11 protein-coding genes are annotated in these 23,227 nt (G+C 77.4%); 8 read left to right on the forward strand and 3 right to left on the reverse strand.

Annotation, left to right across the window (positions count from 1 at the left end):
- Positions 1 to 11: 11 nt before the first annotated feature.
- Positions 12 to 2,183 carry an EAL domain-containing protein gene (locus AB0910_RS00865; RefSeq protein ID WP_366742319.1) on the reverse strand — a complete coding sequence of 724 codons (2,172 nt, stop codon included), beginning with the start codon at positions 2,181 to 2,183 and terminating at the stop codon, positions 12 to 14.
- Entirely contained in the window at positions 2,180 to 2,992 is an 813-nt protein-coding gene (locus AB0910_RS00870) for an SAM-dependent methyltransferase (RefSeq protein WP_366742320.1), read from the reverse strand. The genes AB0910_RS00865 and AB0910_RS00870 overlap by 4 nt, the downstream gene beginning before the upstream one ends.
- Positions 2,993 to 3,866: 874 nt before the next feature.
- On the opposite strand from AB0910_RS00870, the gene AB0910_RS00875 reads away from it, so the two are divergent.
- The 3 genes from AB0910_RS00875 (at position 3,867) to AB0910_RS00885 (ending at position 5,472) form a co-directional block, all read left to right on the forward strand.
- Positions 3,867 to 3,998, forward strand: coding sequence for a hypothetical protein (locus tag AB0910_RS00875; protein WP_345655882.1), 132 nt, complete (start codon positions 3,867 to 3,869; stop codon positions 3,996 to 3,998).
- Between the two features lie 13 nt (positions 3,999 to 4,011).
- The gene (locus tag AB0910_RS00880) at positions 4,012 to 4,788 is read left to right on the forward strand and encodes a hypothetical protein (protein ID WP_366742321.1); all 777 of its coding nucleotides are present in this window, start codon (positions 4,012 to 4,014) and stop codon (positions 4,786 to 4,788) included.
- Positions 4,789 to 4,968: 180 nt separating this feature from the next.
- On the forward strand, positions 4,969 to 5,472 hold the full coding sequence (locus AB0910_RS00885) for a hypothetical protein (RefSeq protein ID WP_366742322.1): 504 nt from the start codon (positions 4,969 to 4,971) through the stop codon (positions 5,470 to 5,472).
- Between the two features lie 115 nt (positions 5,473 to 5,587).
- Here AB0910_RS00885 and AB0910_RS00890 read toward each other — a convergent pair whose 3' ends face one another.
- Entirely contained in the window at positions 5,588 to 6,070 is a 483-nt protein-coding gene (locus tag AB0910_RS00890) for a hypothetical protein (protein WP_366742323.1), read from the reverse strand.
- 330 nt (positions 6,071 to 6,400) lie between these two features.
- Between AB0910_RS00890 and AB0910_RS00895 the strand changes: the two genes are divergently transcribed.
- The 5 genes from AB0910_RS00895 (at position 6,401) to AB0910_RS00915 (ending at position 23,216) form a co-directional block, all read left to right on the forward strand.
- On the forward strand, positions 6,401 to 7,063 hold the full coding sequence (locus tag AB0910_RS00895; RefSeq protein ID WP_366742324.1) for a class F sortase: 663 nt from the start codon (positions 6,401 to 6,403) through the stop codon (positions 7,061 to 7,063).
- Between the two features lie 85 nt (positions 7,064 to 7,148).
- Entirely contained in the window at positions 7,149 to 8,606 is a 1,458-nt protein-coding gene (locus tag AB0910_RS00900) for a carboxyl transferase domain-containing protein (protein ID WP_366742325.1), read from the forward strand.
- 146 nt (positions 8,607 to 8,752) lie between these two features.
- Positions 8,753 to 17,272 (forward strand): SDR family NAD(P)-dependent oxidoreductase, encoded by an 8,520-nt coding sequence (locus AB0910_RS00905; protein ID WP_366742326.1) that lies wholly within the window; start codon positions 8,753 to 8,755, stop codon positions 17,270 to 17,272.
- Positions 17,269 to 22,491 carry a type I polyketide synthase gene (locus AB0910_RS00910; protein ID WP_366742327.1) on the forward strand — a complete coding sequence of 1,741 codons (5,223 nt, stop codon included), beginning with the start codon at positions 17,269 to 17,271 and terminating at the stop codon, positions 22,489 to 22,491. The genes AB0910_RS00905 and AB0910_RS00910 overlap by 4 nt, the downstream gene beginning before the upstream one ends.
- Complete coding sequence (locus tag AB0910_RS00915) at positions 22,488 to 23,216, forward strand: alpha/beta fold hydrolase (protein WP_366742328.1); 729 nt, start codon at positions 22,488 to 22,490, stop codon at positions 23,214 to 23,216. The genes AB0910_RS00910 and AB0910_RS00915 overlap by 4 nt, the downstream gene beginning before the upstream one ends.
- Positions 23,217 to 23,227: the final 11 nt, after the last annotated feature.

Raw genomic sequence — 23,227 nt, forward strand, 5'->3', positions numbered from 1 at the left:
CGGGCGGCGCCTCAGACGGCGTCGGCCAGCGAGAGCTCGCGCAGCCGCTCGGGCGGCCCGGGGCGCGCGTAGTACCAGCCCTGCGCGGTGTCGCAGCCGAGCCGTCTGAGGTGGTCGGCCTGCGCCCCGGTCTCCACGCCCTCCACGGTGACCGTGAGGCCCAGGCTGTGGGCGAGCGAGACGATGCCCTCCACTATCTTCAGGTCGACGGGGTCAGCCGGGTGCTGCTGCATGCCCTGGGTGAAGGAGCGGTCCAGCTTGAGCACGCCGACCGGCAGCCTGCGCAGGTTGGCGAGGTTGGAGTAGCCGGTGCCGAAGTCGTCGAGCGCGATGTGCACGCCCATCTCGGCGAGTTGGCGCAGCGGCTTGAGCAGGTCCTCGTCGGCTCCTATCAGCGCGGACTCCGTCACTTCGAGGCAGAGCGCGCCGGGCGGCAGCCCGACACGCTCCAGGATGTCGACCGTGTCGGCGACGAGACCGGGGTGGTGCAGCTGCGCGGGCGAGAGGTTCACGTTGACCCGCAGCGGGGTGTCGCGCTCCTCGGGCGGCAGCGCCTCCAGCCACACCTTGGCCTGGCGCGCCGACTGTTCGAGCACCCACCGGCCGAGCGGGACGATCAGGCCGGTGCGCTCGGCGAGGGGGATAAAGCGGTCGGGCCCGATCACCCCGTGCTGCGGGTGCGCCCAGCGGACCAGGGCCTCCGCGCCGCGCACGCTGGCGTCGCCGAGGCGGACGAGCGGCTGGTACTCGATGAAGAACTCGCCGCGTTCGAGCGCCGCGGGCAGCGCGGTGGTCAGCCCGTGCCGGGTGATGGCGCGCTCGTCGGACTCCGGGTCCGCGATCTCGTAGCGGTTGCCGCCCGCCGCCTTGGCCCGGTACATGGTGATGTCGGCGCTGCGCAGCACCTCGGCCGCGGTGTGCTCGGCGGTCGGGCCCTCCACGATGCCGATGCTGCCGCGCACGGTGAACTCCCGCCCGTCCAGGCGGATCGGGGTGGTCAGCACGCCCAGCATCCGGGAGGCCAGGTCGGCGGCCTCGGTGCGGGTGTCGGGCCCCGTGGTGAGGGCGACGAACTCGTCGCCGCCGAGGCGCGCGACCATCTCGCCCGGCGCGGTCGCGCAGCTCTGGAGCCGGTCGGCGACCTCGACGAGCAGCCGGTCGCCCGCCGAGTGGCCGAGGCTGTCGTTGATGGCCTTGAAGCCGTCGAGGTCGAGGTAGCACAGGCCGAAGCGGGTGCCGTCGCCCGCCGCGAGCGTCTTGTCGAGGCGCTCGAAGAACAGGGTCCTGTTGGGCAGCCCGGTGAGGGCGTCGTGCGTCGCCTCGTACCGCAGCCGGAGGTTGAGCAGGCGCCGCTCTGTGGTGTCCTCCATCAGCGCGAGCTGGTACTGCGGCGCGCCCTCGGCGTCGCGCAGCAGCGAGACGGTGAGGTTGGTCCACAGCACGGTGCCGTCGCCCCGGTAGAAGGGCTTCTCGATGCTGAAGTGCTCGCGCTCGCCGCGCACCAGCTCGCCGTGCATCCGCCAGACCTGCGGCTTGTCCTCGGGGTGCACCCACTCGGTGACGTTGCGGCTGCGCACGTGGTGTTCGAGGCCGCCGAACATCTTGGTGAGCGTGTCGTTGACCTCGAGCACGGTGCCGTCGAGGTCCGCGATGGCGATGCCGATGGCGGCGCCCTCGAAGACCGCGAGGAAGCGCGCCTGAGTGGCGCGCAGCGCCTCCTCCGCGTCGGAGCGCGCGCTCAGCGCGGAGCGGGCGATGGCCTCCTGCTCGGCGAGGGTGCGCTCGCGCAGCGCCTGCGCGAAGCCGCCGGCCAGGGCGTGCTGGAGACGGGAGCAGCGGGCGCGGTTCTCGTCGCCCGCGAACTCCTCGGCCCCGCAGTACAGGACGAGGTAGGACTCGACGACGCCGAGGGTGCGGGCGAGCGCCTCGGGGTCGGTGCAGTGCGCGGCCACCAGTTCGGCGCCGACCTGCTGGGCCGGCGCGGTGTCGAACCTGGGGGCGCGCAGCGCCTCGTTGAGCCTGCGGGCGAGCGGCAGCAGGTGCTTCTCGAACTCGGGGCGGGTCAGGGAGGTCGCGGAGGACGGGAAGACCGCGCGGCTCCAGATGGTCGCGAACCGGCGGAGCCTGTCCTCCAGGGCGTCCTGTGCGTCGTGGGTGCCCGACGTCGGCTGGGGAAGCGTCACGCCTTGCGCCCCACCCCGACGAAGGCCGACGAGGCGTAGGGATCGGCCTGCGCCGGCGGGATCTCGGGCCGCCAGTGGGACATCGCGACAAGCCCGGGGGCGACCGTCTCGAAGCCGTCGAAGAAGCGGGCGACCTCGTCGCGGGAGCGCAGCACGATGGGGCTGCGGATGTCACGGTAGACGTCGACCGCCCCCTGGGTGCGCTCGCGCGGCACGGGCACGCCCTCGTAGCCGGCGTGGGAGAGGATCAGCAGGCTGCCGGGGGCGAGGGCGTCGCGCAGCGCGGCGACGGCCTTCTGCGGCTCGTCCGCGTCCTCGATGAAGTGCAGGACGGCGACGAGCAGCAGGGCCACCGGCCGTGTCAGGTCGAGGAGTCCGGTCACGACGGGGTCGGCGAGCAGTTCGGCCGGGGCCTTGAGGTCCCCTGCGGTGACGGCCGCGCCCGGCACGCCGTCGAGCACGGCTCGGCTGTGGCTGACGGCGACCGGGTCGCGGTCGACGTAGACCACGCGGGTGCCGGGGGCAGTCTCCTGCGCCACGTCGTGCACATTGCCGTAGGTGGGAATTCCGGACCCGACGTCCAGGAACTGCCCGATGCCCTCGGCCAGCGCGTATTTCACGGCCCTGCGCATGAATGCCCGGTTGGCTTTCATGATCGTCGGGAGGCCCGGCATGAACTCCATTGCCCGGCGCGCGGCTTCCCTGTCGACCTCGAAATTGTGCGAACCGCCCAAGTAGTAGTCGTACATGCGGGAGACGCTCGGCACCGATATGTCGATGTCGTGCGGGGCCCACGCGGGACGTTCCATCGAGGTCTCCAACGATTCGCCACGAGTCACGGCCGACCGCCCGGCCGGGTGTTCGAGCCGAGGCTACTGACACCGCGCCAGGAGAGCGACCCCGGACGGGCGTCCGCGCACCGATCTCCGTCACACACCGCAGGCATGTGCCCCTCCCCCTGCCCCGTCCGTAGCTGACGGTGGCCTGTTCCTGACCGTACGCGTCGGTAGCGGCGCCGTCCTCGCACCCCACCCCCCGTGGGACCGGCACTTCACCACGCGCTCCGTTAACTCAGGGAGCATACAAGCGTGTTGGCCGGTTCGCCGGATCGGGTGAACGACCGGGAAACCACGGTTGCGCCACATCCCCCTATCCGGGGGAATCCTGACGCGTTTCGGCGTGGCGGTGCAATTCGGCGTCCAGGCTTCGGCCGTGTACGCATCCCACGCGGGACGGCTGTTGGCCGCCTGCGCCCTCGTCTGCCTGTCCGCCGCAGCGCTGCCCGCGCCGGCCGCCGCGGACAGCTGCGCCTACGCCTCGATCGGGCCGGACGGCGTGTGGGCGGTCGCGGTGGCGGGCGGCCACGGCTGCCGCCCGTGTCCTCCGCCCGCCTCGCCGCCTCCCCCGCCGCCGACCACGCCACCGCCGCCACCGCCGACCAGGCCGCCGACTCCCCCGCCACGCCCGCCGGTGCCGCCTCCACCGCCCCCGCCGACCACGCCGCCACCGCCTCCGGCGCACACCCCGCGGCCGCCGCGCACCAGCCCCGCGCCGCCGCCGCGCGCCGCTCCCCCGGCGCCGCCGCCTCCGCAGCCTCCCGCGTCGCACGCGGCCCCGCCGCCCCGCAGGACACCGGCCCCACGGCCGACACCGACGCCGTCGGCCCGCCCCGCCCCGACGCCCGTGGCGCTCCCGCACTACCGCAAGGCCGTGCGCAGGCAGCCGGTACGCCACACCTCGCCCGTCCTGATGATCCTGGTGATCACCGCGCCCGCCGTGCTCGCCGTCGCCGTCCTGCGCCCGCGCTCCCGCTGAATCCGGAGACCCCATGTCGGAATGGTTCGTCCTGACCCTCGCGATGGCGGCGGCAGCCGTCGTCGTCCTGACCATCGTGGTCGTCAACCACCGCTGGGTACGGCGGCGGTTGGGCGACGACGACGACCCGACCCAGACGCCCGACGTGCTCGACTACATGGTGATGATGATCGGTGTCGTCTACGCCATCGTGCTGGGCCTCGCGATCGCGGGCGTCTGGGAGGCCCGCAGCGCCGCCCAGGACAACGTCCGCCAGGAGGCCCAGACGCTGCACGAGATCAGCGAGCGGGTCGCCGTCTACCCGCCCGCCGAGCGCGACCGCATCCGCGACGACGTCGACACGTACGTCTCCTACGTGGTGCACACCGAGTGGCCGCACATGGCGCGGCACGAGGCGCTGAGCCCGCGCGGCACGCAGCTGTTCGACCGGCTGCGCGCCGACGCCTCCTCGTACGCGCCCCGCACCGACCTGGAGGGGCAGGTCTACCAGCCGCTGATGGACGACGTCGCCGCCGCCGACGACGCGCGCGGCGCCCGCGGGCAGAACGCGGGTGCGACCATGCCGGGCGTCGTCTGGTTCGGGCTGATCGCGGGGGCCGTGGTCACGGTCGGGCTGATCTTCCTGCTCCAGATCAGACGCACCTTCCGCGAGCTGCTGCTGGCCGGCCTCTTCAGCGTCCTGATCGCCTTCCTGCTTTTCCTGATCTGGGACTTCGACGCGCCGTACGGGCGGGGTGTCTCGGCCACCGCGGAGCCGTTCCTCGCCCTGTTCCCCGGCATCACGTCCTGACGCGGCGTCGGCCGCACGGCACGCGTGTCCGCCGCCCGGGGGACACGCGTGCCCCATTCGTCCGTCTGCGATCGCGGCTGTGGTACGGCGCTCCTAGCGTCGGCGTCATCGAGGTGCATCTCCCACGACCGGCGGAAACAGGTTCCGCAGGCTGCCCCTCGGGACCCGGAGGACTGCCCCATGCGCACGATACGTGCCGCATCCGCCGCCGCCCTGACGGTGGCCGCCATCGCGCTCACCGCCCCCGTCGCCGCCGCCGCGCCCGAGGGGGGCGACGTGACGCCCTTCGGCTTCTCGGTGACGCCCTCCTCGATCGCGCCAGGGGGCCGGGTGACCCTGTCCGTGACCGACTGCGGTTCGACCGCGACCGCCTCGTCCGCGGTCTTCGACACCACCACCATCCCCCGCGGGCGCACCGCCGCGGCCACGGTCGACCGGGACGCCAAGCGCGGCGCGGTGTACCGGGTCACCTTCACCTGCGGGGGCCGTTCCGGCACGGCCGATCTGACCATCGTGGGGGCGACGGCGCGGCCGACCCTCCCCGGCGGGGTGAACGGCGGCCTCGGCGGCAGCGCGGGCGGCTCGGGCACCGCGGAGATCGCGGCCGGTGCCGCGCTCGTCGCCGCGGCGGCAGCGGGCACCGTGATCGCCGCACGCCGGCGGACGGCGGACCGGGCCCACTGATCCCGGCACCGCACGCACGCCCGTCGCCCCGAGTCCCTGTGGAGGACTCGGGGCGACGGGTCTGTGCGGCTCCTGCCGCCCCCGCGGGCGGCAGACCCCGCGGCGCGTATCCGGGTCAGGCCGCGCCGAGCGTGCGGCGGCGCCGCACGACGAAGGCGGTGCCGCCGACGGCCGCCGTGGCGACGAGGCCGGCGCCCACCTCGGTCTCGGTGGCGCTCGGGCCGACCGAGCCGCCGAGCCCGCCGAGCGCGCCGCGGCCGGGGACGACGCGGAACTGCCGGGTGGCGACGCGGCTGTCGTCGCCGCACCTGACGGCGAGGTTGTAGGTGCCGGGCGTCGCCTTGTCGTAGACCCGCGCGGTGGCGGTGGAGTGCCCCGAGGCGTTCACCGAGACCCTGGTCTTCGGGAAGGCGTTGGACGTGACCGAGCCGCCGTGGCCGCAGCCGTCGACGGTGATCCGGATCGTGCCGCCCTGGTGCACCGTGTACGGGTCGGCCTGGACGTTGACGGGACCGCTGTTGGCGGCGGCCAGCGGGGCGGAGAACGCCACCGCCGCGCAGGCGGTCGCCGCGACCGCGAGAACGCGTGGAGCACGCATCGTTGAACCTCCATGGAAGACGCCCCGGAGCGGCGCCCCGGGTTGATCGACGAGAACGCCTTCCATGACGAACCTTCATCGGATGGTCAAATCGGTGCATTCCGGCAGCCGCTCGGCCGTCGTGCGACACGCCGTCAGACGGCGCGTGCCGCGGGCCGACGCGGCAGGTCAGCGCGGGTCCCGGCCCGTCGGGAGTTTTCGCCCCGCCGAATACTCCGAACATGTCGGCGGGTCAGGAGGCCGCAGGGCGCCACCCGTTCGCCCGCCAGTGATCGCCGGGGCGGCGGCCCGCGCCTACCGTGCATACAGGCCGCCCACGAAGGGAGAACCATGCGCCTGGACGATCTGGGCCAGGAGAAGAGGCGGCGCTCCCCCTGGGGGGCGCTCGCGCTGGTCCTGCTCACCGGGGTCGCGCTGCTGCGCAACGGCGCCGACGCGCCGCTCGGGCCGCCGCAGCCGGCGGCCGCGTCGACGCCCGACGCGCAGCACCGCGACCCGGCGGCGGGAGCGCTGCCCGCGGCGTCCGTGCGGCCCCTGCCGTACGCCCCGCCCGCGCGCGTCCGCATCCCCGAGATCAAGGTCGACGCCCCGCTGATGGACGTCGGCCTGGACAAGAAGGGCTGGATCGAGGCGCCGCCGCCCTCGGACCGGAACATGGCGGGCTGGTACCAGAACGGCGTCGCGCCCGGCCAGTCGGGCACGTCCGTGATCGTGGGCCATGTCGACAACGAGACAGGCCCCGCGGTCTTCTACGGCCTCGGCTCGCTCAAGAAGGGCGACCACATCGAGACCACGCGCTTCGACGGCAGGACCGCCGTGTTCCAGATCTACGACGTCGCGGTGTTCTCGAAGGCCGACTTCCCCGGCGTGCGGGTCTACGCCGACACCGGCTACCCGGAGCTGCGGGTCCTGACCTGCGGAGGCGGCTACACCAAGGCCACCGGCTACGAGGGCAACGTGGTCGTCTTCGCCCGGCTGGTCGCCACCCGCTGAGCCGGGGCCGCCGTACCCGGCCGTGTGACGGGTATTACCCGTCCTGGCTCGAACGAACGGCCCGCGGGACGCCGTATTCCCTTGTGTGAACGTTCCACGTACCGGGGCAGGTCCGCTGCCCGCTCCCCCCGCCGGGCAGGCGGGGGCCGACGCGTTCGCGCGGCGGCTGCGGGCCAGGAGCGCGCAGCGCGAGGAGGCCGTGCGCCGCCAGCGGCGGCGGGGCGCCCGCTCGGCGCACGAGCGGATCGGCGCGCTGCTCGACCCCGGTTCGTTCACCGAGCTCGGCTCGCAGGCCGTGCACCGCTCGGACGCGCCGGGGCTCGCCGGGCACCGCCCGCCGGGCGACGCGGTGGTGACGGGGCACGGCACGGTCGGCGGGCGCCCGGTGTGCTGCTTCGCGCAGGACTTCACGGTCTTCGGCGGCAGCCTCGGCGAGGCCGCGGGCGAGAAGATCGTCCGGCTGATGGACCTCGCGATGGACGCGGGCGCGCCCCTCGTCGGGATCAACGACAGTGCGGGCGGCCGCATCCAGGAGGGCCCGGTCGCCCAGAGCCTGTACGGGCAGATCTTCGCGCGCAACGTGCGGATGTCGGGCGCGGTGCCGCAGATCTCGCTCATCGCGGGGCCGTGCGCGGGCGGCGCCGCCTACTCGCCCGCCCTCACCGACTTCGTGGTGATGGTGGACGGCCTCTCCCACATGTTCGTCACGGGGCCCGAGGTGACCCGCAGCTCGGTCGGCGAGGTGGTGGGGCTCGACGAGCTCGGCGGGGCGCGCATGCACAGCGCCACCTCGGGCACCGCGCACTGCCTGGCCGCAGACGAGGACGATGCCTTCGCGTGGATCCGCGCGCTCATCGGCCTCCTGCCGGGTCCGGGCGAGCACCTGCCGGGGCTGCGGCCGCCCCCTGCCGCGTCGTGCGGGGACCCGGCGGACGCCGGGCAGCGGGGTGCAGGAACGTTCCGTGACGCGCGCGAGACCGCCGCGGCGCTGCTCGACGGCGGCGGCGGCCTCCTCGAAGTCCACGCGGGCTACGCGCGCAGCGTCGTCGTGGCCTTCGGACGGCTGGGCGGCTGCGCGGTCGGGGTGGTGGCGCCGCAGCCCCTGGTGGCGGACGGGGCGCTGACGGCGGCCGCCTGCGACAAGGCGGCGCGCTTCGTGCGGACCTGCGACGCGTACGGGCTGCCGGTGCTCTCGCTGGTGGACGCGCCCGCCGGCCCCCCGCCCGGCGCGGAGCGCGGCGGGGCGCGGCTGCTGCACGCCTACGCCGAGGCGACGGTGCCGCTGCTGACGGTCACCACGGGGACGGCCGCGGGGCTCGCCCACACGGCGCTCGGCTCCCGGCGGATCGGCGGGGACCTCCATCTCGCCTGGCCCGGGGCGCTGATCGAAGGACGCGACGCGTGGTCGGCGGCCGGCGCCGGCGTCGTGGACGAGGTGGTGCTGCCCCGGGAGACCCGAAGGCACCTGCACCGCGCCCTGTGGCTGCTGCGGCACAAGCGCCAGGAGCGTCCGCCGAAGAAGCACGACAACCTCCCGCTGTGAGCGGCCCGGACGCCCGCCCCCTCCCGGTACGGCCCTCCTGTGCCGGGCCCCGGCCGCGCCGCGACCGGACAGGACACTCCAGGACACCTCCCCGCAACTCCGGTACGCCCGCCGGGCACCGGCGACCTGACGAAGGCTGAGCGCTGATGAAGACTCCCCCGCCCCCTCGCTCCGATCGCTCCCATCGCTCCGACATCGCCGTCGTCGGCCTGGCCTGCCGGCTGCCGGGGGCCGAGGGGCCCGAGGCGTTCTGGCGGCTGCTGTGCGCGGGCACGGACGCGGTCGTCGCCCGGCCGCCGGGCCGCGCGGGCGGCAGGCCGTCGGGCCGCGCCGGCTATCTGCGCGCGCCGGACACCGGCCGTGAGGCGGCCTCGGCTGAGGCCGCACTCGCCGCGGTCCACGGCTTCGAGCCGGAGTTCTTCGGGATGTCGCCGCGGGAGGCGCGCCGCACCGACCCGCAGCAGCGGCTCACCCTCGAACTCGGCTGGGAGGCGCTGGAGGACGCGAACATCGTCCCCGGCTCGCTCCGGGCCTCCCGTACGGGCGTGTTCCTCGCCGCGGGCAACGGCGAGTGGTCGGGGGCGCTGCGGGCCGCGGGCGCTGCCGCGGACGTGCACGCGTACACCGGGACGCAGCGCGGGATGGCGGCAGGCAGGCTGTCGCACGTGCTCGGGCTGACCGGTCCGAGCCTGACCGTGGACACCGGGCAGTCCTCGTCGCTCGCCGCCGTGCACCTGGCGTGCGAGAGCCTGCGCGGCGGGGGCGCGGAGCTGGCGCTCGCCGGCGGGGTGAGCCTGCTGCTCGACGACGAGGCCGACGCGGCCGTCGCCGGTACGGGCGCCCTCTCGCCCGGCGGGCGCAGCGCCGTCCTCGACGCGGCGGCCGACGGCTTCGTCAGGGGCGAGGGCGGCGCCCTGGTGGTGCTGAAGCCGCTGGCCGCCGCGCTGGCCGACGGCGACCGGGTGTACTGCGTGCTGCGCGGGAGCGCGCTCAACCACGACGGCGGTGCCGGAGCACTCACCGTGCCGGACGGCGCGGCGCAGGAGGCGCTGCTCGCCGAGGCGTACCGCGCGGCGGGTCTCGGTTTCGAGGCGGTCGGGTACGTGGAGCTGCACGGCACGGGCACGAGGGCGGGCGACCCGGTGGAGGCAGCGGCGCTCGGCGGGTTCGCGCGCCGGGCCCGGCGGGGTGCCGCGCTGCCCGTCGGCTCGGTCAAGACCAACATCGGCCACCTGGAGGGCGCCGCGGGGATCGCCGGGCTGGTCAAGGCGGCACTCGCGGTGCACCACGGCATGCTGCCCCCGAGCCTGCACTTCACGCGGCAGCACCCCGCGATCCCGCTGGACGGCCTCGGACTGCGGGTGCAGACGGCGCTCGACGCGTGGCCGGGGCCGCGGGTGGCGGGGGTCAGCTCGTTCGGCATGGGCGGTGCGAACTGTCATGTGGTGATGGCACAGGCACCGGCGACGCCCACCGCGCCCGGTGCGCCGGGCGCCGGGTCCTGCGGGCCGGGCGCCGTCGTCTGGCCGGTGTCCGCCCGGTCGCCCGAGGCCCTCGGGGACCAGCTCGCCGCGGTCCGCGCCCGGCTGGCCGCGCAGGCGGGCGGCGCCGCCGGCGACGGCCTGCTCGCGGACGCGGCCCGTACGCTGGCGCTCGGCCGCACCCACTTCCCGCACCGGTGCGCCGCCGTGGCCTCGTCGCCCGGGGAGATGCTCGACGCGCTGGCGGAGCTCGCTGCCCTCGACGACGCCTCCGGCGCCGTCGTCACCGCGCCCTCTGCCGATCCGGCGGGGCCGCCGGCCGACGTGGCGCGGCGCCATGTCGGGGGCGCGGCGGTCGACTGGGCCCCGGTGTGCGGGGACGGCCCCCGCGCCGCCCTGCCCCCGTACCGCTTCCAGCGGCGCCTGCTGCTGCCGGGCGACGGCGCCGCGGCGGTCGCCGCGACGCCCGAGCCGAACGCGGGGCGGGGTCCCGGCGCGGCGGCCGGACCGTGGAAGCCCGCCTCGAACGGCGCGGACGGCGGGCCGGACGAGCCGTTCGACCGGATGCTCGCCCTCGTCCTGCGCGAGACCGCGGCCGTCCTCGAACGGGACGGGCAGCACGCGGTCCCCGCCGACGCCGCGTTCGCCTCGCTGGGGGCGGACTCGATGACCGTGGTGGAGCTGACGGACCGTCTCCAGGAGGCGCTGGGGCGCCCGCTGCCCAGCAGCCTGGTCTACGACCATCCGACCCCGCGCGAGGTGGCCCGCCGCCTCGCGCGCCCCGCAGGACCGACCGCCGCGGAGTCCGCGGCTCCCGCTCCGGTCCCCGGCGGTAAGGGCTCCGGTACGGAAGGCGGCGCGGGCCACGAGCCGATCGCGATCGTGGGCATGGCCTGCCGCTTTCCCGGGGGCATCCGCTCGGCCGAGGAACTGTGGGCCGCGGTCGCCGGGGAGCGCGATCTGCTCGGCGGCCCGCCGCAGGACCGCGGCTGGGGCGGCGCGGGGCTCCCCGAAGGGCCGTGGCGCGGCGGGTTCCTGGACGACGCGGCCGGTTTCGACGCGGCGTTCTTCGGGATCTCGCCGCGCGAGGCGACCGCCATGGACCCGCAGCAGCGCCTGCTGCTCGAAGTCGGCTGGGAGGCCGTGGAGCACGCCGGGATCGACCCGGCGTCGCTGCGCGGGACGCCGACCGGCGTGTATGTCGGCGTCATCCCCCAGCAGTACGACGCGCTGGTGCAGCAGGCGGGGGACGGCCTCGACGGCTACGTGTACACGGGCAGCACGCCGAGCGTCCTGGCAGGGCGGCTGTCCTATGTCCTCGGCCTCGAAGGCCCCGCCCTCGCGGTGGACACCGCGTGCTCCTCGTCGCTGACGGCCCTGCACCTCGCGTGCCGGGCGCTGCGTTCGGGCGAGGTGTCGACCGCGCTCGCCGGGGGCGTGACCGTGATGTCGACGCCGTGGATGTTCACCGACTTCACCGCACAGGGGGCCCTCTCCCCCGACGGCAGGTCCAAGGCGTTCGCCGAGGCCGCGGACGGCACGGGCTGGTCGGAGGGCGTCGGGGTGCTCGTACTCGAACCGCTGTCGCGGGCCCGGCGGGAGGGGCACCGGGTGCTGGCCGTGGTGCGCGGCAGCGCGCTCAACGAGGACGGCGCGAGCAACGGCCTCACCGCGCCCAACGGCTCCGCGCAGGCGCGGGTCGTGCGGGCGGCGCTCGCCGACGCCGGCGTACGGGCCGCCGAGGTCGACGCGGTCGAGGCCCACGGCCCCGGCACCCGGCTCGGCGACCCGATCGAGGCGAACGCGCTGCTCGCGGTGTACGGCGCCGAGCACCCGCGGGAGCGGCCGCTGTGGCTCGGCTCGGTGAAGTCGAACATCGGCCACACCCAGGCGGCGGCGGGAGTGGCCGGGGTGATCAAGACGGTGATGGCAATGCGCCACCGCGTGCTCCCGCGCACCCTGCACGTGGACCGTCCGACCAGCCGGGTCGACTGGAGCGGCGGCGGGGTGCGGGTGCTGACCGGTGCGCGGCCGTGGCCTGCGACCGGGCGGCCCCCGCGGGCCGCGGTCTCCGGCTTCGGCGCGGGCGGCACCAACGCGCACGTCGTACTGGAGGCGGTGGACGACCCGGCAGGGGCGCGGACCGCGGAGGCGGCAGTTGCCGCAGCGGCGGCGGGAGCGGTGGCGGCGGAGCGCGCCGTGACTGCCGAGGTGGCGGGCGGCGGCACCGGGGGCGCCGGGGCGGCAGAGGCCGCGCGGCCGGTGGCGTTCCCGCTGGCGGCCAGGTCGGCGGCCGCGCTCGCCGACCAGGCCGACCGGCTGCGCACCCGGCTCTCGGCCGAGCCCGGCACGCCGCTGCCGGACGTGGCGTGGACGCTCGCCCGGCGCACGGCCTTCGCCCACCGCGCCGTGGCCGTGGCGGGCGACCTGGACGGTCTGCTGGCGGAGCTGGCCGGGATCGCGCGCGAGCACCGGGGCAGCGGCGCCGAGCCCCCGGCAGGCGCGGACGGCGCGGTGTTCGTCTTCCCTGGGCAGGGCGCGCAGTGGGCCGGGATGGCCGAGGGGCTGCTCGGCAGCGACCCGGTGTTCACCGAGACGGCCGAGCAGTGCGCGTCGGCGTTCGCCCGCCATCTGGACTGGTCGGTGCTCGACGTGCTCGCGCGCGCGCCGGGCGCCCCGCCGCTCGACCGGGTCGACGTGGCGCAACCCGCCCTGTTCACCGTGATGGTGGCGCTCGCGGAGACGTGGCGCGCCCGCGGTGTGCGGCCGGCCGCCGTGGTCGGCCACTCGCAGGGCGAGATCGCGGCCGCCTACGTGGCGGGCGCGCTCGGCCTCGACGACGCCGCGCGGATCGTCGCGCTGCGCAGCCTGGCCCTGCGCCCGCTCCAGGGCAGGGGCGCCATGGCCGCCGTGTCCCTGCCGCCCGGCGCGCTGCTGCCGCGGCTGGCCGCCTGGTCGGGCGCGTTGGAGATCGCCGCGGTCAACGGGCCCGCGGCGACCACGGTCGGCGGCACCCCCGAGGCGCTCGACGGCCTGCTGGCCGCGCTCGCCGCCGACGGGGTGGCGTACCGCAGGCTCCCGGTGGGCAACGCGGGCCACAGCCGGCAGATCGAGCCGCTGCGCGAGCAGCTGCTCGCCGCCCTCGCGCCGGTCGCCCCGCGCGACGGCGCCACGCCCTTCTACTCGACGGTGACCGGTGACCGCTTCGCCACCGGTGGCCTCGACAGCGGCTACTGGTGGCGCAACGCCCGGCAGCCGGTGCTGCTCGAACCCGCGGTCCGGGCCCTGCTGGCCGCGGGCCACCGGGTGTTCATCGAGGTCAACCCGCACCCGCTGCTGCGTTCCGCACTGCTGGAGACCTTCGAGGACGCGGGCGTACCCGCCGTGGCGCTCGGCACGCTGCACCGGGACGAGCCGCCGCGCGACCGCCTCCTCGCGTCGACGGCGGAGGCGTTCCGCGCGGGCCTGCCGGTGGACTGGAGCGCCCTCGCCGGGCCCGGGAGGCCGGTGGCGCTGCCGGGCTACCCCTTCCAGCACCGCCGCTACTGGCCCTCCCCCGCGGCCGCCGCGCCGCCGCGCGACCCCGGCGGCAGGCACCCCTTCGTCACCGGGTCCCTGCCGCTCGGGCACACCGGCGGCGAGCTGGTGACCGCCCGGGTGTCCACCGCCGAGGCCCCCTGGCTCACCGACCACGCGCTGTTCGGGGCCCCGCTGGTGCCGGGTGCCGCCGTGGCCGAGCTGGTGGCGTACGCGGCCAGGCGTACCGGCGCCGGCCGGGTGGCGGAGCTGGTCCTGACGGCGCCGCTGCCGCTGCCCGAGGAAGGGCGCGCGCTCGACATACAGGTGGCGATCGAGCGGCCGGGCGCCGACGGCGCCCGCGGGGTGTCGGTCCACGCGCGGGAGCGTGGCGACGGCGGTGCCGCGTGGGTGCGGCACGCGCACGGCACGCTCGCCGCAGCCCCCGGGCCCGAGCCCTTCGCAGAAGCTGCCGCCTGGCCGCCGCGGGGCGCGCGCGAGGTGGACCTCGCGGACGCCTACGGCCGGCTCGCGGACGCCGGGTACACCTACGGTCCGCGGCTGCGCGCCCTGCACCGGATGTGGCGCGGGGACGGCGAGGTGTTCGCCGAGGTCGCACTCGGCCCAGGGGCCGGTCCTGCCGCCGGGTGGGACGCCCACCCGGTCCTGCTCGACGCGGCCCTGCACGCCGTGCTGCTCGCCGAGGCGCCCGCCGACGGCGGGTCGGCGCCGCTGATGCCGTTCGCCTGGAGCGGGGTGCGCATCCGCCCCGCGGACACCGCGTCGCTGCGGGTGCGCGCGGCGCGCGGCCCCGACGGCAGCTGGCGGATCGACGCCACCGACCCTCAGGGGGCCGCGGTGCTCGGCGTCGACGCGGTCTCCTTCCTGCCCGCGCCCGGCCTCCACCCGCCGCTCCTGGCCGAGGAGTGGCGGCCCGCCGCCCTGGACGCGGCCCCGATCACGGCCGCTGACACCGCCGTCGTGGGCCCGCCGCACCCGGCCCTGCCCGCGGTGCCCGCCGCGGACGGGCTCCCCGCGGCGGGTGCGCGGGTGCCGCGCACCCTGGTCGTCCCGCTGGACGGCGGGCCGCTGCCGCTCCCTGCCGCCCTGCACACCGCCGTCGCCCGGCACGCGGCGCTGCTCAGGGCGTTCGTCGCGGAGCCGGCGTTCGCCGGGTCCCGGCTGGTGCTGTGCACGCGCGGGGCCACCGGCCGGCGGCCCGACCCCGTCGCCGCGGCCGTGGCCGCCCTGTGGCGCAGCGCGGCCGCCGAGCACCCCGGCCAGTTCGCCCACGTCGACAGCGACGGCGCGCCGGAGTCCGAGGCGCTGCTGCCCGCCGCCGTCGCCGCGGACCTTCCGCGGGTGGCGCTGCGCGGCGGGCGGGCCCTGGCGCCCGTACTCGCGCCCGTACGGGACGACGGCCTCCTCGTCCCGCCGCCGGGCACCGGCGCGTGGCGGCTCGCCCTCACCGGGCCTGCCCGCCAGACCACGCCCGAGCGGCTCGCGCTGGTGCCTGCGCCGGAGTACGAAGCGCCGCCCGGGCCGGGCGAGGTGCGGGTGCGGGTGCGGGCGGCCGGGCTCAACTTCGTCGACGTCATCACCACCCTGGGGCTCTTTCCCGGGGACGCCGCGCTGGGCCGGGAGTTCGCCGGGGTGGTCACCGGGGTCGGCGACGGCGTCGACGGCGTGGCGCCGGGCGACCGGGTGATGGGCATCGTCGCCCTCGACCGCGGCGCGATCGCCCCGTATGTGGTGACCGACCACCGGCTGGTGGCTCCGGTACCCGGCGGCTGGACGTTCGCCGAGGCCGCCACGGTCCCCATCGCGTTCCTGACCGCCCATCACGGCCTGGTCGCCCTCGGCGGCCTCGGGGCCGGGCAGCGGGTGCTCGTCCACGCGGCGACCGGAGGCGTCGGCATGGCCGCCCTGCAGCTCGCCCGCCATCTCGGGGCCGAGGTGTACGCGACGGCCCACCCCGACAAGTGGCCGGTGCTCGCCGGGCTCGGCGTGCCGCCAGGGCGCACGGCGTCCTCCCGCACCGGCGCGTTCGAGGAGGCCTTCCGCGCGGCGACCGGCGGGCGGGGCATGGACGTCGTGCTGGACGCGCTGGCGGGGCCGCTGGTGGACGCCTCCCTGCGGCTGCTCGCCCCCGGCGGGCGCTTTCTCGAAATGGGCAAGCTCGACATCCGTACGCGCGAGCAGGTGGACGCCGTGCGACCGGGCGCGGACTACCGCCCGTTCGACGTCCTGAGCCTGCCGCCCGACGGCATCGCCTCCGCCTTCCGTGACCTCGCCGCGCTGTTCGCCGCCGGGGCGCTGCGGCCCCTGCCGCTGACGGCGTGGGACGTCCGCGAGGCGCGGGAGGCGCTGGTGACGTTCAGGGACGCCCGGCACACCGGCAAGCTGGTGCTCACCCTGCCGCGGGACCCGCGCCCCGACGGCACGGTCCTGATCACCGGCGGCGCCGGCACCCTCGGCGCGGAACTCGCCCGCCACCTGGTACGTCACGGCGCGCGCCGCCTGCTGCTCGCCGGGCGCACGCCCGCGCACGACTCCAGGATCGCCGCGCTGCGGGCGGAGCTCGCGGCGCTCGGCGCGCACGCCGACTACCGGCGCGCGGACGTGGCGGACCCGGCCGAGGTCGCCGCGCTCCTCGCTGCGGTGCCCGCTGCTCACCCACTGACGGCCGTCGTGCACGCGGCGGGGGTGCTGCGGGACGCCACCGTGGCGTCGCTCGACCCCGCGCAGGCCGCGGCGGTCCTCGCGCCCAAGGGCGACGGCGCGTGGCACCTCCACGAGCAGACCCGCCATCTGGACCTGGCCGCCTTCACGCTGTACGGCTCGGTCGCCGGGGTCGTCGGGCTGCCGGGCCAGGCGGTCTACGGCGCCGCCAACGCGTTCCTCGACGCGCTGGCCGCCGGGCGGGCGGCGGACGGACTGCCCGCGCGCTCGCTTGCCTGGGGGCTGTGGGAGCAGCGCTCCGGCATGAGCGGCCACCTGAAGGACGCGGACATCGCGCGGATGGCGGCCGCAGGCGTCGCGCCGCTGCCGACCCGGCAGGGGCTCGCGCTGTACGAGGCGGCGGCCGGGCGGCCCGAGGCGCGCCTGGTGGCCATGCGTCCCACCGGCCCCTCCCCCGCGGCCCCGGGCCCCGCCGAGCCGGGGGCCGCCGCGCCCGAAGCACGGGGCCGGGAACGGGAGGGCGGGGCGCCGGGGCTGCGCGGGCTGCTGTCGGCGCAGCCTGCCGGGCGCCGTACCGGGCGCGCCGCGGAGTGGATCGCCGAGCAGGCCGCGGCGGTGCTGCGGCTGCCGGGCCGGGCGGACGTCGGACACGGCCTGGCCTTCCGCGACCTCGGCTTCGACTCGCTGACCTCCGTGGAGCTGCGCAACAGGCTCAACGCGGCCACCGGGCTGCGGCTGCCGGTCACGGTGGTGTTCGACCGCCCCACGCCCGAGGCGCTCGCCGCCCTCGTCGTGGAGCGCCTCTTCCCACCCGCCGCCGACGGGGCCGTACGGCCGGACAGCCTACGGCCGTACAGCGCCCCCGCGCGGTCGGAGGGCGGCGGCCTGCCCGCCGACCTCGCCGCGGCGGACGGCGCCGACCTGCTGCGGCTCATCGACACGGAACTCGGCCGCCCCGGCGGCGACACGGCCGGGGAGGCCAGATGAACGACCAGGAGCAGCTCGTCGGCTACCTCAGGCGGCTCACGGCCGAACTGCGCGCGGCCAAGGACCGCGTGGCGGAACTGGAGGAGCGCGCGGACGCGGCGCACGCCCCCGTCGCGGTGGTGGGCATGGCCTGCCGGTATCCGGGCGCCGACTCGCCCGAGGCCCTGTGGCGGCTCGTCGCGGAGGGCAGGGACGCCACCGGGCCCGTACCAGCGGAGCGCGGGTGGCTGCCACCGGCGGGCGGCGAGCCGTGGCGCGGCGGTTTCCTCGCGGACGCGGCGGGGTTCGACGCCGCGTTCTTCGGAATCTCGCCGCGCGAGGCCACCGCCATGGACCCGCAGCAGCGGCTGCTGCTCGAAGTGGCCTGGGAGGCGTTCGAGGACGCGGGCATCGACCCCCGCGGCCTGCGCGGCGGTGACACCGCGGTGTTCGCCGGCGCCAACCAGCAGGCGTACGGGCCGCCGCTGCACGAGTCGCCGCCCGAGGTGGCGGGGCACCGGCTGACCGGCATGGCGGGCAGCGTCGTCTCCGGCAGGATCGCCTACGTCCTGGGGCTGCGCGGGCCCGCGCTCACCGTGGACACCGCCTGCTCGTCCTCCCTGGTCGCCGTCCACCTGGCGTGCCGGGCCCTGCGCTCGGGCGAGACGGGGCTCGCCCTCGCCGCCGGGGTGACGGTGATGAGCACATCCGGCACGGCCGCCGAGTTCGGCAGGCAGGGCGGGCTCGCGGCGGACGGGCGCTGCAAGGCGTTCGGGGCGGGGGCCGACGGCACCGGGCTCGCCGAGGGCGCCGGGGTGCTCGTGCTGGAGCGGCTCGCGGACGCCAGGCGGCACGGGCACCGGGTGCTCGCCGTGCTCAAGGGGTCCGCCGTCAACCAGGACGGCGCGAGCAACGGCCTCTCCGCGCCGAGCGGCCCCGCGCAGCGCGCGGTGATCGAGGCGGCGCTCGCCGACGCGGGTCTTTCGGCCGCCGACGTCGACGCGGTGGAGGCGCACGGCACCGGCACACCGCTCGGCGACCCGATCGAGGCCGGCGCCCTCATCGGCGCGTACGGCGGCACCCGTCCGGACGGGGCCCCGCTGTGGCTCGGCTCGCTGAAGTCGAACATCGGCCACGCACAGGCGGCCGCGGGCGTCGGCGGCCTGATCAAGACGATCGGCGCGCTCCGGCACGAGGAACTGCCGCGCACGCTGCACGCCGAGCCTCCGACGCCGCACGTCGACTGGTCGGCGGGCACCGTCAGGCTGCTCGCGGCGGCCAGGACCTGGCCGAGGACCGAGGGCAGGCCGCGCAGGGCGGGGGTGTCGTCCTTCGGGATCAGCGGCACCAACGCGCACGTGCTGGTCGAGGAGGCGCCTGCGGACGCCGCGGCGCCGGACCCCGACGGGCCGGGCGGGGCGGCGCTGCTCGCGCTCTCCGGCCACAGCGAGGACGCGCTGCGTGCCCAGGCCGCCAGGGTCGGCGCGCACCTCGCCGACCACCACGTGCCGCTCCGGGACGTCGCCCGCACGCTGGGCGGCCGTGCGGCGCTCGCGCACCGCGCCGCGGCCGTCGTACGCGACACGGCCGAGGCGCGCGCCGTGCTCGCCGCGCTCGCCTCGGGCACCGGCAGGGCCGGGCTCACGGCGGGCCATGTGCCCGGCGGGCGGCGGCGCGCGGCGTTCCTGTTCTGCGGCGCCGACGGGGTGCGGGCGGGCGCGGGCGCCGGCCTGTACGCCGCGTACCCGGTGTTCCGTGCGGCCTTCGACGAGGTGTGCGCGCTCGCCGACCCGCTGCTCGGGACGTCCCTGCGCGGCCTCGCGCTCCCCGGGGGCGGCAGCGCGCGGCGGATCGAGGACGCCGCGGCCGCGCAGGCGGCGCTGCTCGCGCTCCAGGTGGCGCAGTTCCGGCTGCTCGGGCACTGGGGTCTCGTGCCTGACGTGGTCCTGGGGGACGGCGCGGGTGAGGTCGCGGCCGCCGTGGCCGCCGAGGTCTTGTCGCTGCCCGACGCGGTGGCGCTCACCGTGGCGCGTGGCCGGGCGGCGCGCCCGGGCTCCGCGGCGTCGGTCGCGGCGGCCGAGGACCGGCTCGGTCACCGAGCGGCGCTCCAGGGCGGCGAGGTGCGGGTCACCGCGGTGTACGGCGCGGAGTCGGTGACCGTAGCGGGCGGGGACGCAGCCGTCCGCGCCCTGCTCGACGGATTGCGCGCGGACGGCGTGCGGGGGCGGCTCCTGCCGGGCGTCGGCACGGTCCCTCCGGCGCCCGGCGCGCCGGGCCTCGTCGGACTCGCCGCGCTCGCCGCGGGCTTCGCGCCGCGGCCGGCCGGGATCCCGGTCGTGTCCGGGCTCACGGGCCGCGGCGGCGACACCCTCGCCGAGCCCGGGTACTGGGTGCGCCAGGCGTCGGAGCCGGTCCGGTTCGCCGACGCCGTACGGACGGCGGTCGAGGTCCACGGCGCCGACACACTGCTCGAACTGGGCCCCGGGGCCGGGCTGGTGGCGCACGCCGCGGCGGTCGCGCCCCCTGAGGCGCTCGTCCTCGCGCTCGCACCCGCGGGCCACGGCCCCGCGGAGGACCCGGCCGGGACGGAGACCGCGGCGGCGCTTGAGGCGGCGGGCCTGCTGTACGTCCACGGGCTGCACCCGCGCCTGCCCGCGGTGGTGCCCGGCCGCCATGTCGACCTGCCCGGCTACGCCTTCCAGCGGGAGCGCTACTGGCTGCCCGACCGGGCGCCGCAGGCCCCGCAGCCGCGGCCAGGACCTGTCGGGCCCCGGCCGGGCGGGGAGTGCCTGCTGACGGAGCGCTTCGACAGCGGCACCCGTCCCTGGACGGCCGACCACGTCGTCGGGGGGCGTGTGCTGCTGCCCGCGACCGCCTTCCTCGAACTGGCGCTGCGGGCGGGCAGGCGCGCGGGCCACCCGTATGTGACGGAGCTCGTCCTCCACACGCCGCTCGACCTGACGGGTGCTGCGGCGACCGACGTCCGCGCCACCGCCGTGCCCGGCGCGGCGGGCGGGCTCGACCTGGTCATCGCGTCGCGGCCCGCGGCGGGCGGCCCGTGGACGGCGCACGCGGCGGGGCGGCTCGGGCAGCACCCGCCTGCGGGCTCCCCCGCCCCCGGCCAGGCGCGCCCGCCGCTTGACGCCGTGCCCAGGCCGCTCGACGGCCACTACGCCCGGTGCGAGCGTCTCGGCCTCTCCTACGGGCCCGCCTTCCGGACGCTCGCGGAGGTCAGCTCAGCGGACGGGGTGCTCTACGCGCGGTCCACCGCGACGGCGGAGCCGGGTGGCGTGGCGGAGCCGCTGTTCGCGCCCGCCGCGCTCGACGCCGTGCTCCAGGCACTGCTCACCGGGCCCGGCGCGGGGCAGGACCCGGCCCGGGGCACCGCCCCGCGGCTGCCGTTCAGCTGGTCCTCGGTCACCGTGCACCGCACGGCGGCGGGGCCGCTGAGCGCCCGCATCACCCCCGTCGCAGCGGACACCTGCGCGGTGGAGGTCGAGGACGCCGACGGCCTGCCCGTGCTGTCCGTGGGCTCCCTCGTCCTGCGCCCGGTGCCCGCCCGGCACGACGGCAGTCCTGAACCGGCGTTGCTGCGCCCGGGCCTGTCGCCGCTGCCGCCCGGCGGGGCGGGGGCCGCGGCCCCCGCGCCGTGGCTGCTCGGCACCCCGCCGCATGGGCTGCGGGGGTTCGTACGGTCCGCACCCGACCTGCCGGCGCTGCTGGCCGCCGTGGACCGCGCAGGGGGCGCGCCCGCCGCGCTGCTGGTCGCGCCCGGCCCGGCTGCGGCACGGCCGGGCGACCCGGTGTCCGCCGTCCACGCGGCGGCGGCCGGGCACCTTGCCCTGCTGCAAGGGTGCCTGCACGCCGCCGCGCTCGCGCAGACGGTCCTGGTCCTGGTGACCCGCGACGACACCGCGGGTCCTGGGCTCGTCGCGGCCGCGGTGCGCGGGCTGTGGCGGTCGGCAGCCCGTGAGCACCCGGGACGGCTCGGGCTGCTGCACCTGCGCGGCGCGCCGGGCCCCGACGGTGCGGTGGCGACGGCGGTGGCCCGGCTCGCGCGGGAGGCGCGGGACGCGGCAGGCGTCGCGGAACTGACGCTGGTGGACGGCGTGCCGCACGCGCCTTCGACGGCGCGGGCCGCCGAGGCCCCGCCCGGGGCACCGGCGTTCGACCCCGAGGGCACGGTCCTGGTCACGGGCGGCGGCGGGGCGCTCGCCGCGGCGCTGGTGCCGCACCTGGTGGCCAGGCACGGCGTGCGGCACCTGGTGCTCGCCTGCCGGTCCGGGCGGCTGCCCCGCGGGGTGGCGGGCCTCGGGGCCGACGTGAGAGCCGTCGCCTGCGACGTCGCCGACCGGGCCGCCGTACGGGACCTGGTGGCCGCGGCGGGTGAGCGGCACCCGCTGCGGGCGGTCGTGCACGCCGCCGGGGTGCTGGACGACGCCACCGTCGCGCGGATGCGCCCCGAGCAGCTCCACCGCGTCCTGCGGCCGAAGGCGGACGGCGCGTGGCACCTCCACGAGGCGACACGCCGTCTGCCCCTGACCCGCTTCGTCCTGTTCGGTTCCGCGGCTGCGTCGCTCGGCACGGCGGGCCAGGCCAACTACGCGGCGGCCAACGCGTTCCTCGACGCCCTCGCCGTCCACCGCGCCGCGTCGGGCCTGCCCGGGCTCACCATCGGCTGGGGCTGGTGGGAGGAGACCGGTATGACGCGGGGCCTCCCGCAGGACGCCCTGCAGCGGCTGCGGGGCCTCGGGCTGCGCCCGATGGCGCCTGCGGAGGGCCTCGCGCTGTTCGACCGGGCGCTCGGGGCCCGGGAGCCCGTGGTGCTCGCCGGGCGATTCGACACCGACACCGGCACCAGCACCGGGCAGGAGGCACCGCTCCCACCCGCCCCCGAAGCGGCGCCCGCGCCGCCGGAGCCCGCCGACGGCGCGGGCGCGCGTCCTGCGACCCGGCAGGAGTGGGTCGACCGGGTGCGCGCGCTGGCGGCAGCCGTGCTCGGGCACCCCTCGCCCGACCGGCTCGACCCGGACGCGGAACTCTCCCTGGCCGGGCTCGACTCGCTGGGCTCCCTGGAGCTGCGCGACCGGCTCGTCGAGCTGTGCGGCCGCCCGCTGCCGCTGACCGTCCTGCTCGAACACCCGAGCGCGGCGGCGCTCGGTGCCCATCTGCACGGGCTGCCGCCCGCCGGGGACGGCGGCGCGCCCGGGGCCCCCGCGGAGCGGGAGGGCGGGCAGTGACCGGGCCAGGCTGCCTCCGGAGGTTCGCGCCGCGACCGCACGCCCGGCTGCGCGTGGTCTGTCTTCCCCACGCGGGCGCCTCGGCCGGCGCCTACTTCCCGTGGGTGCGGGCACTCCCTTCCGACGTGGAGCTGGTCGCCGTCCAGTATCCGGGCAGGGCCGACCGGTTCGCGGAGGTGCCGTACGAGGAGATGGCGGACCTGGTCGCCGAGGTCCGCGACGCGCTGCTCGGCGGGCTGGAAGGGCCGTACGCGCTGTTCGGGCACAGCATGGGCGCCGCGGTCGCCTACGAGACGGCACGCGCGCTGCGCGACGCCGGGGTGCGGGAGCCCTGCCGCCTGGTCGTGTCGGGGCGGGCGCCGGTGCCGCGCACCCTCGCCACAGGGCACCCGCCGGGCTCGGAGGAGGACGCGCTGGCCACCCTGCGGCTGCTCGGCGGCACCCCGTCCGGCCTGCTGGAGGATCCGGAGGCGCGGGCGCTGCTCCTGCCCGCGTTCCGTGCCGACCTGCGGCTGATGCGGGCCTACCGCCACACGCCGCCCGACCCGCGGCTCGACTGCCCGGTGACGGCGCTGCTGGGTGCGGACGACCCGCTGACGGACGCCGAGGGGGCCGCTGCCTGGTCGGCCGTGACCACGGGGCCCTTCGCCTCGTTCGTCCTGCCGGGAGGCCACTTCTACCTGGCCCAGCACTCCCGCGAAGTGCTCGCCCGCCTGACCGCCTGACCGCGCCAGAG

The sequence above is a fragment of the Streptomyces sp. NPDC047002 genome (assembly GCF_040704505.1).
Lineage (GTDB): Bacteria > Actinomycetota > Actinomycetes > Streptomycetales > Streptomycetaceae > Streptomyces.

Excerpts from the sequence above, each read along its gene's own strand:
- AB0910_RS00895 (WP_366742324.1), top strand. The coding sequence starts at position 6,401 with ATGCGCCTGGACGATCTGGGCCAGGAGAAGAGGCGGCGCTCCCCCTGG.
- AB0910_RS00910 (WP_366742327.1), top strand. The coding sequence starts at position 17,269 with ATGAACGACCAGGAGCAGCTCGTCGGCTACCTCAGGCGGCTCACGGCC.
- AB0910_RS00870 (WP_366742320.1), bottom strand. The coding sequence starts at position 2,992 with ATGGAACGTCCCGCGTGGGCCCCGCACGACATCGACATATCGGTGCCG.
- AB0910_RS00880 (WP_366742321.1), top strand. The coding sequence starts at position 4,012 with ATGTCGGAATGGTTCGTCCTGACCCTCGCGATGGCGGCGGCAGCCGTC.
- AB0910_RS00885 (WP_366742322.1), top strand. The coding sequence starts at position 4,969 with ATGCGCACGATACGTGCCGCATCCGCCGCCGCCCTGACGGTGGCCGCC.
- AB0910_RS00905 (WP_366742326.1), top strand. The coding sequence starts at position 8,753 with ATGAAGACTCCCCCGCCCCCTCGCTCCGATCGCTCCCATCGCTCCGAC.
- AB0910_RS00890 (WP_366742323.1), bottom strand. The coding sequence starts at position 6,070 with ATGCGTGCTCCACGCGTTCTCGCGGTCGCGGCGACCGCCTGCGCGGCG.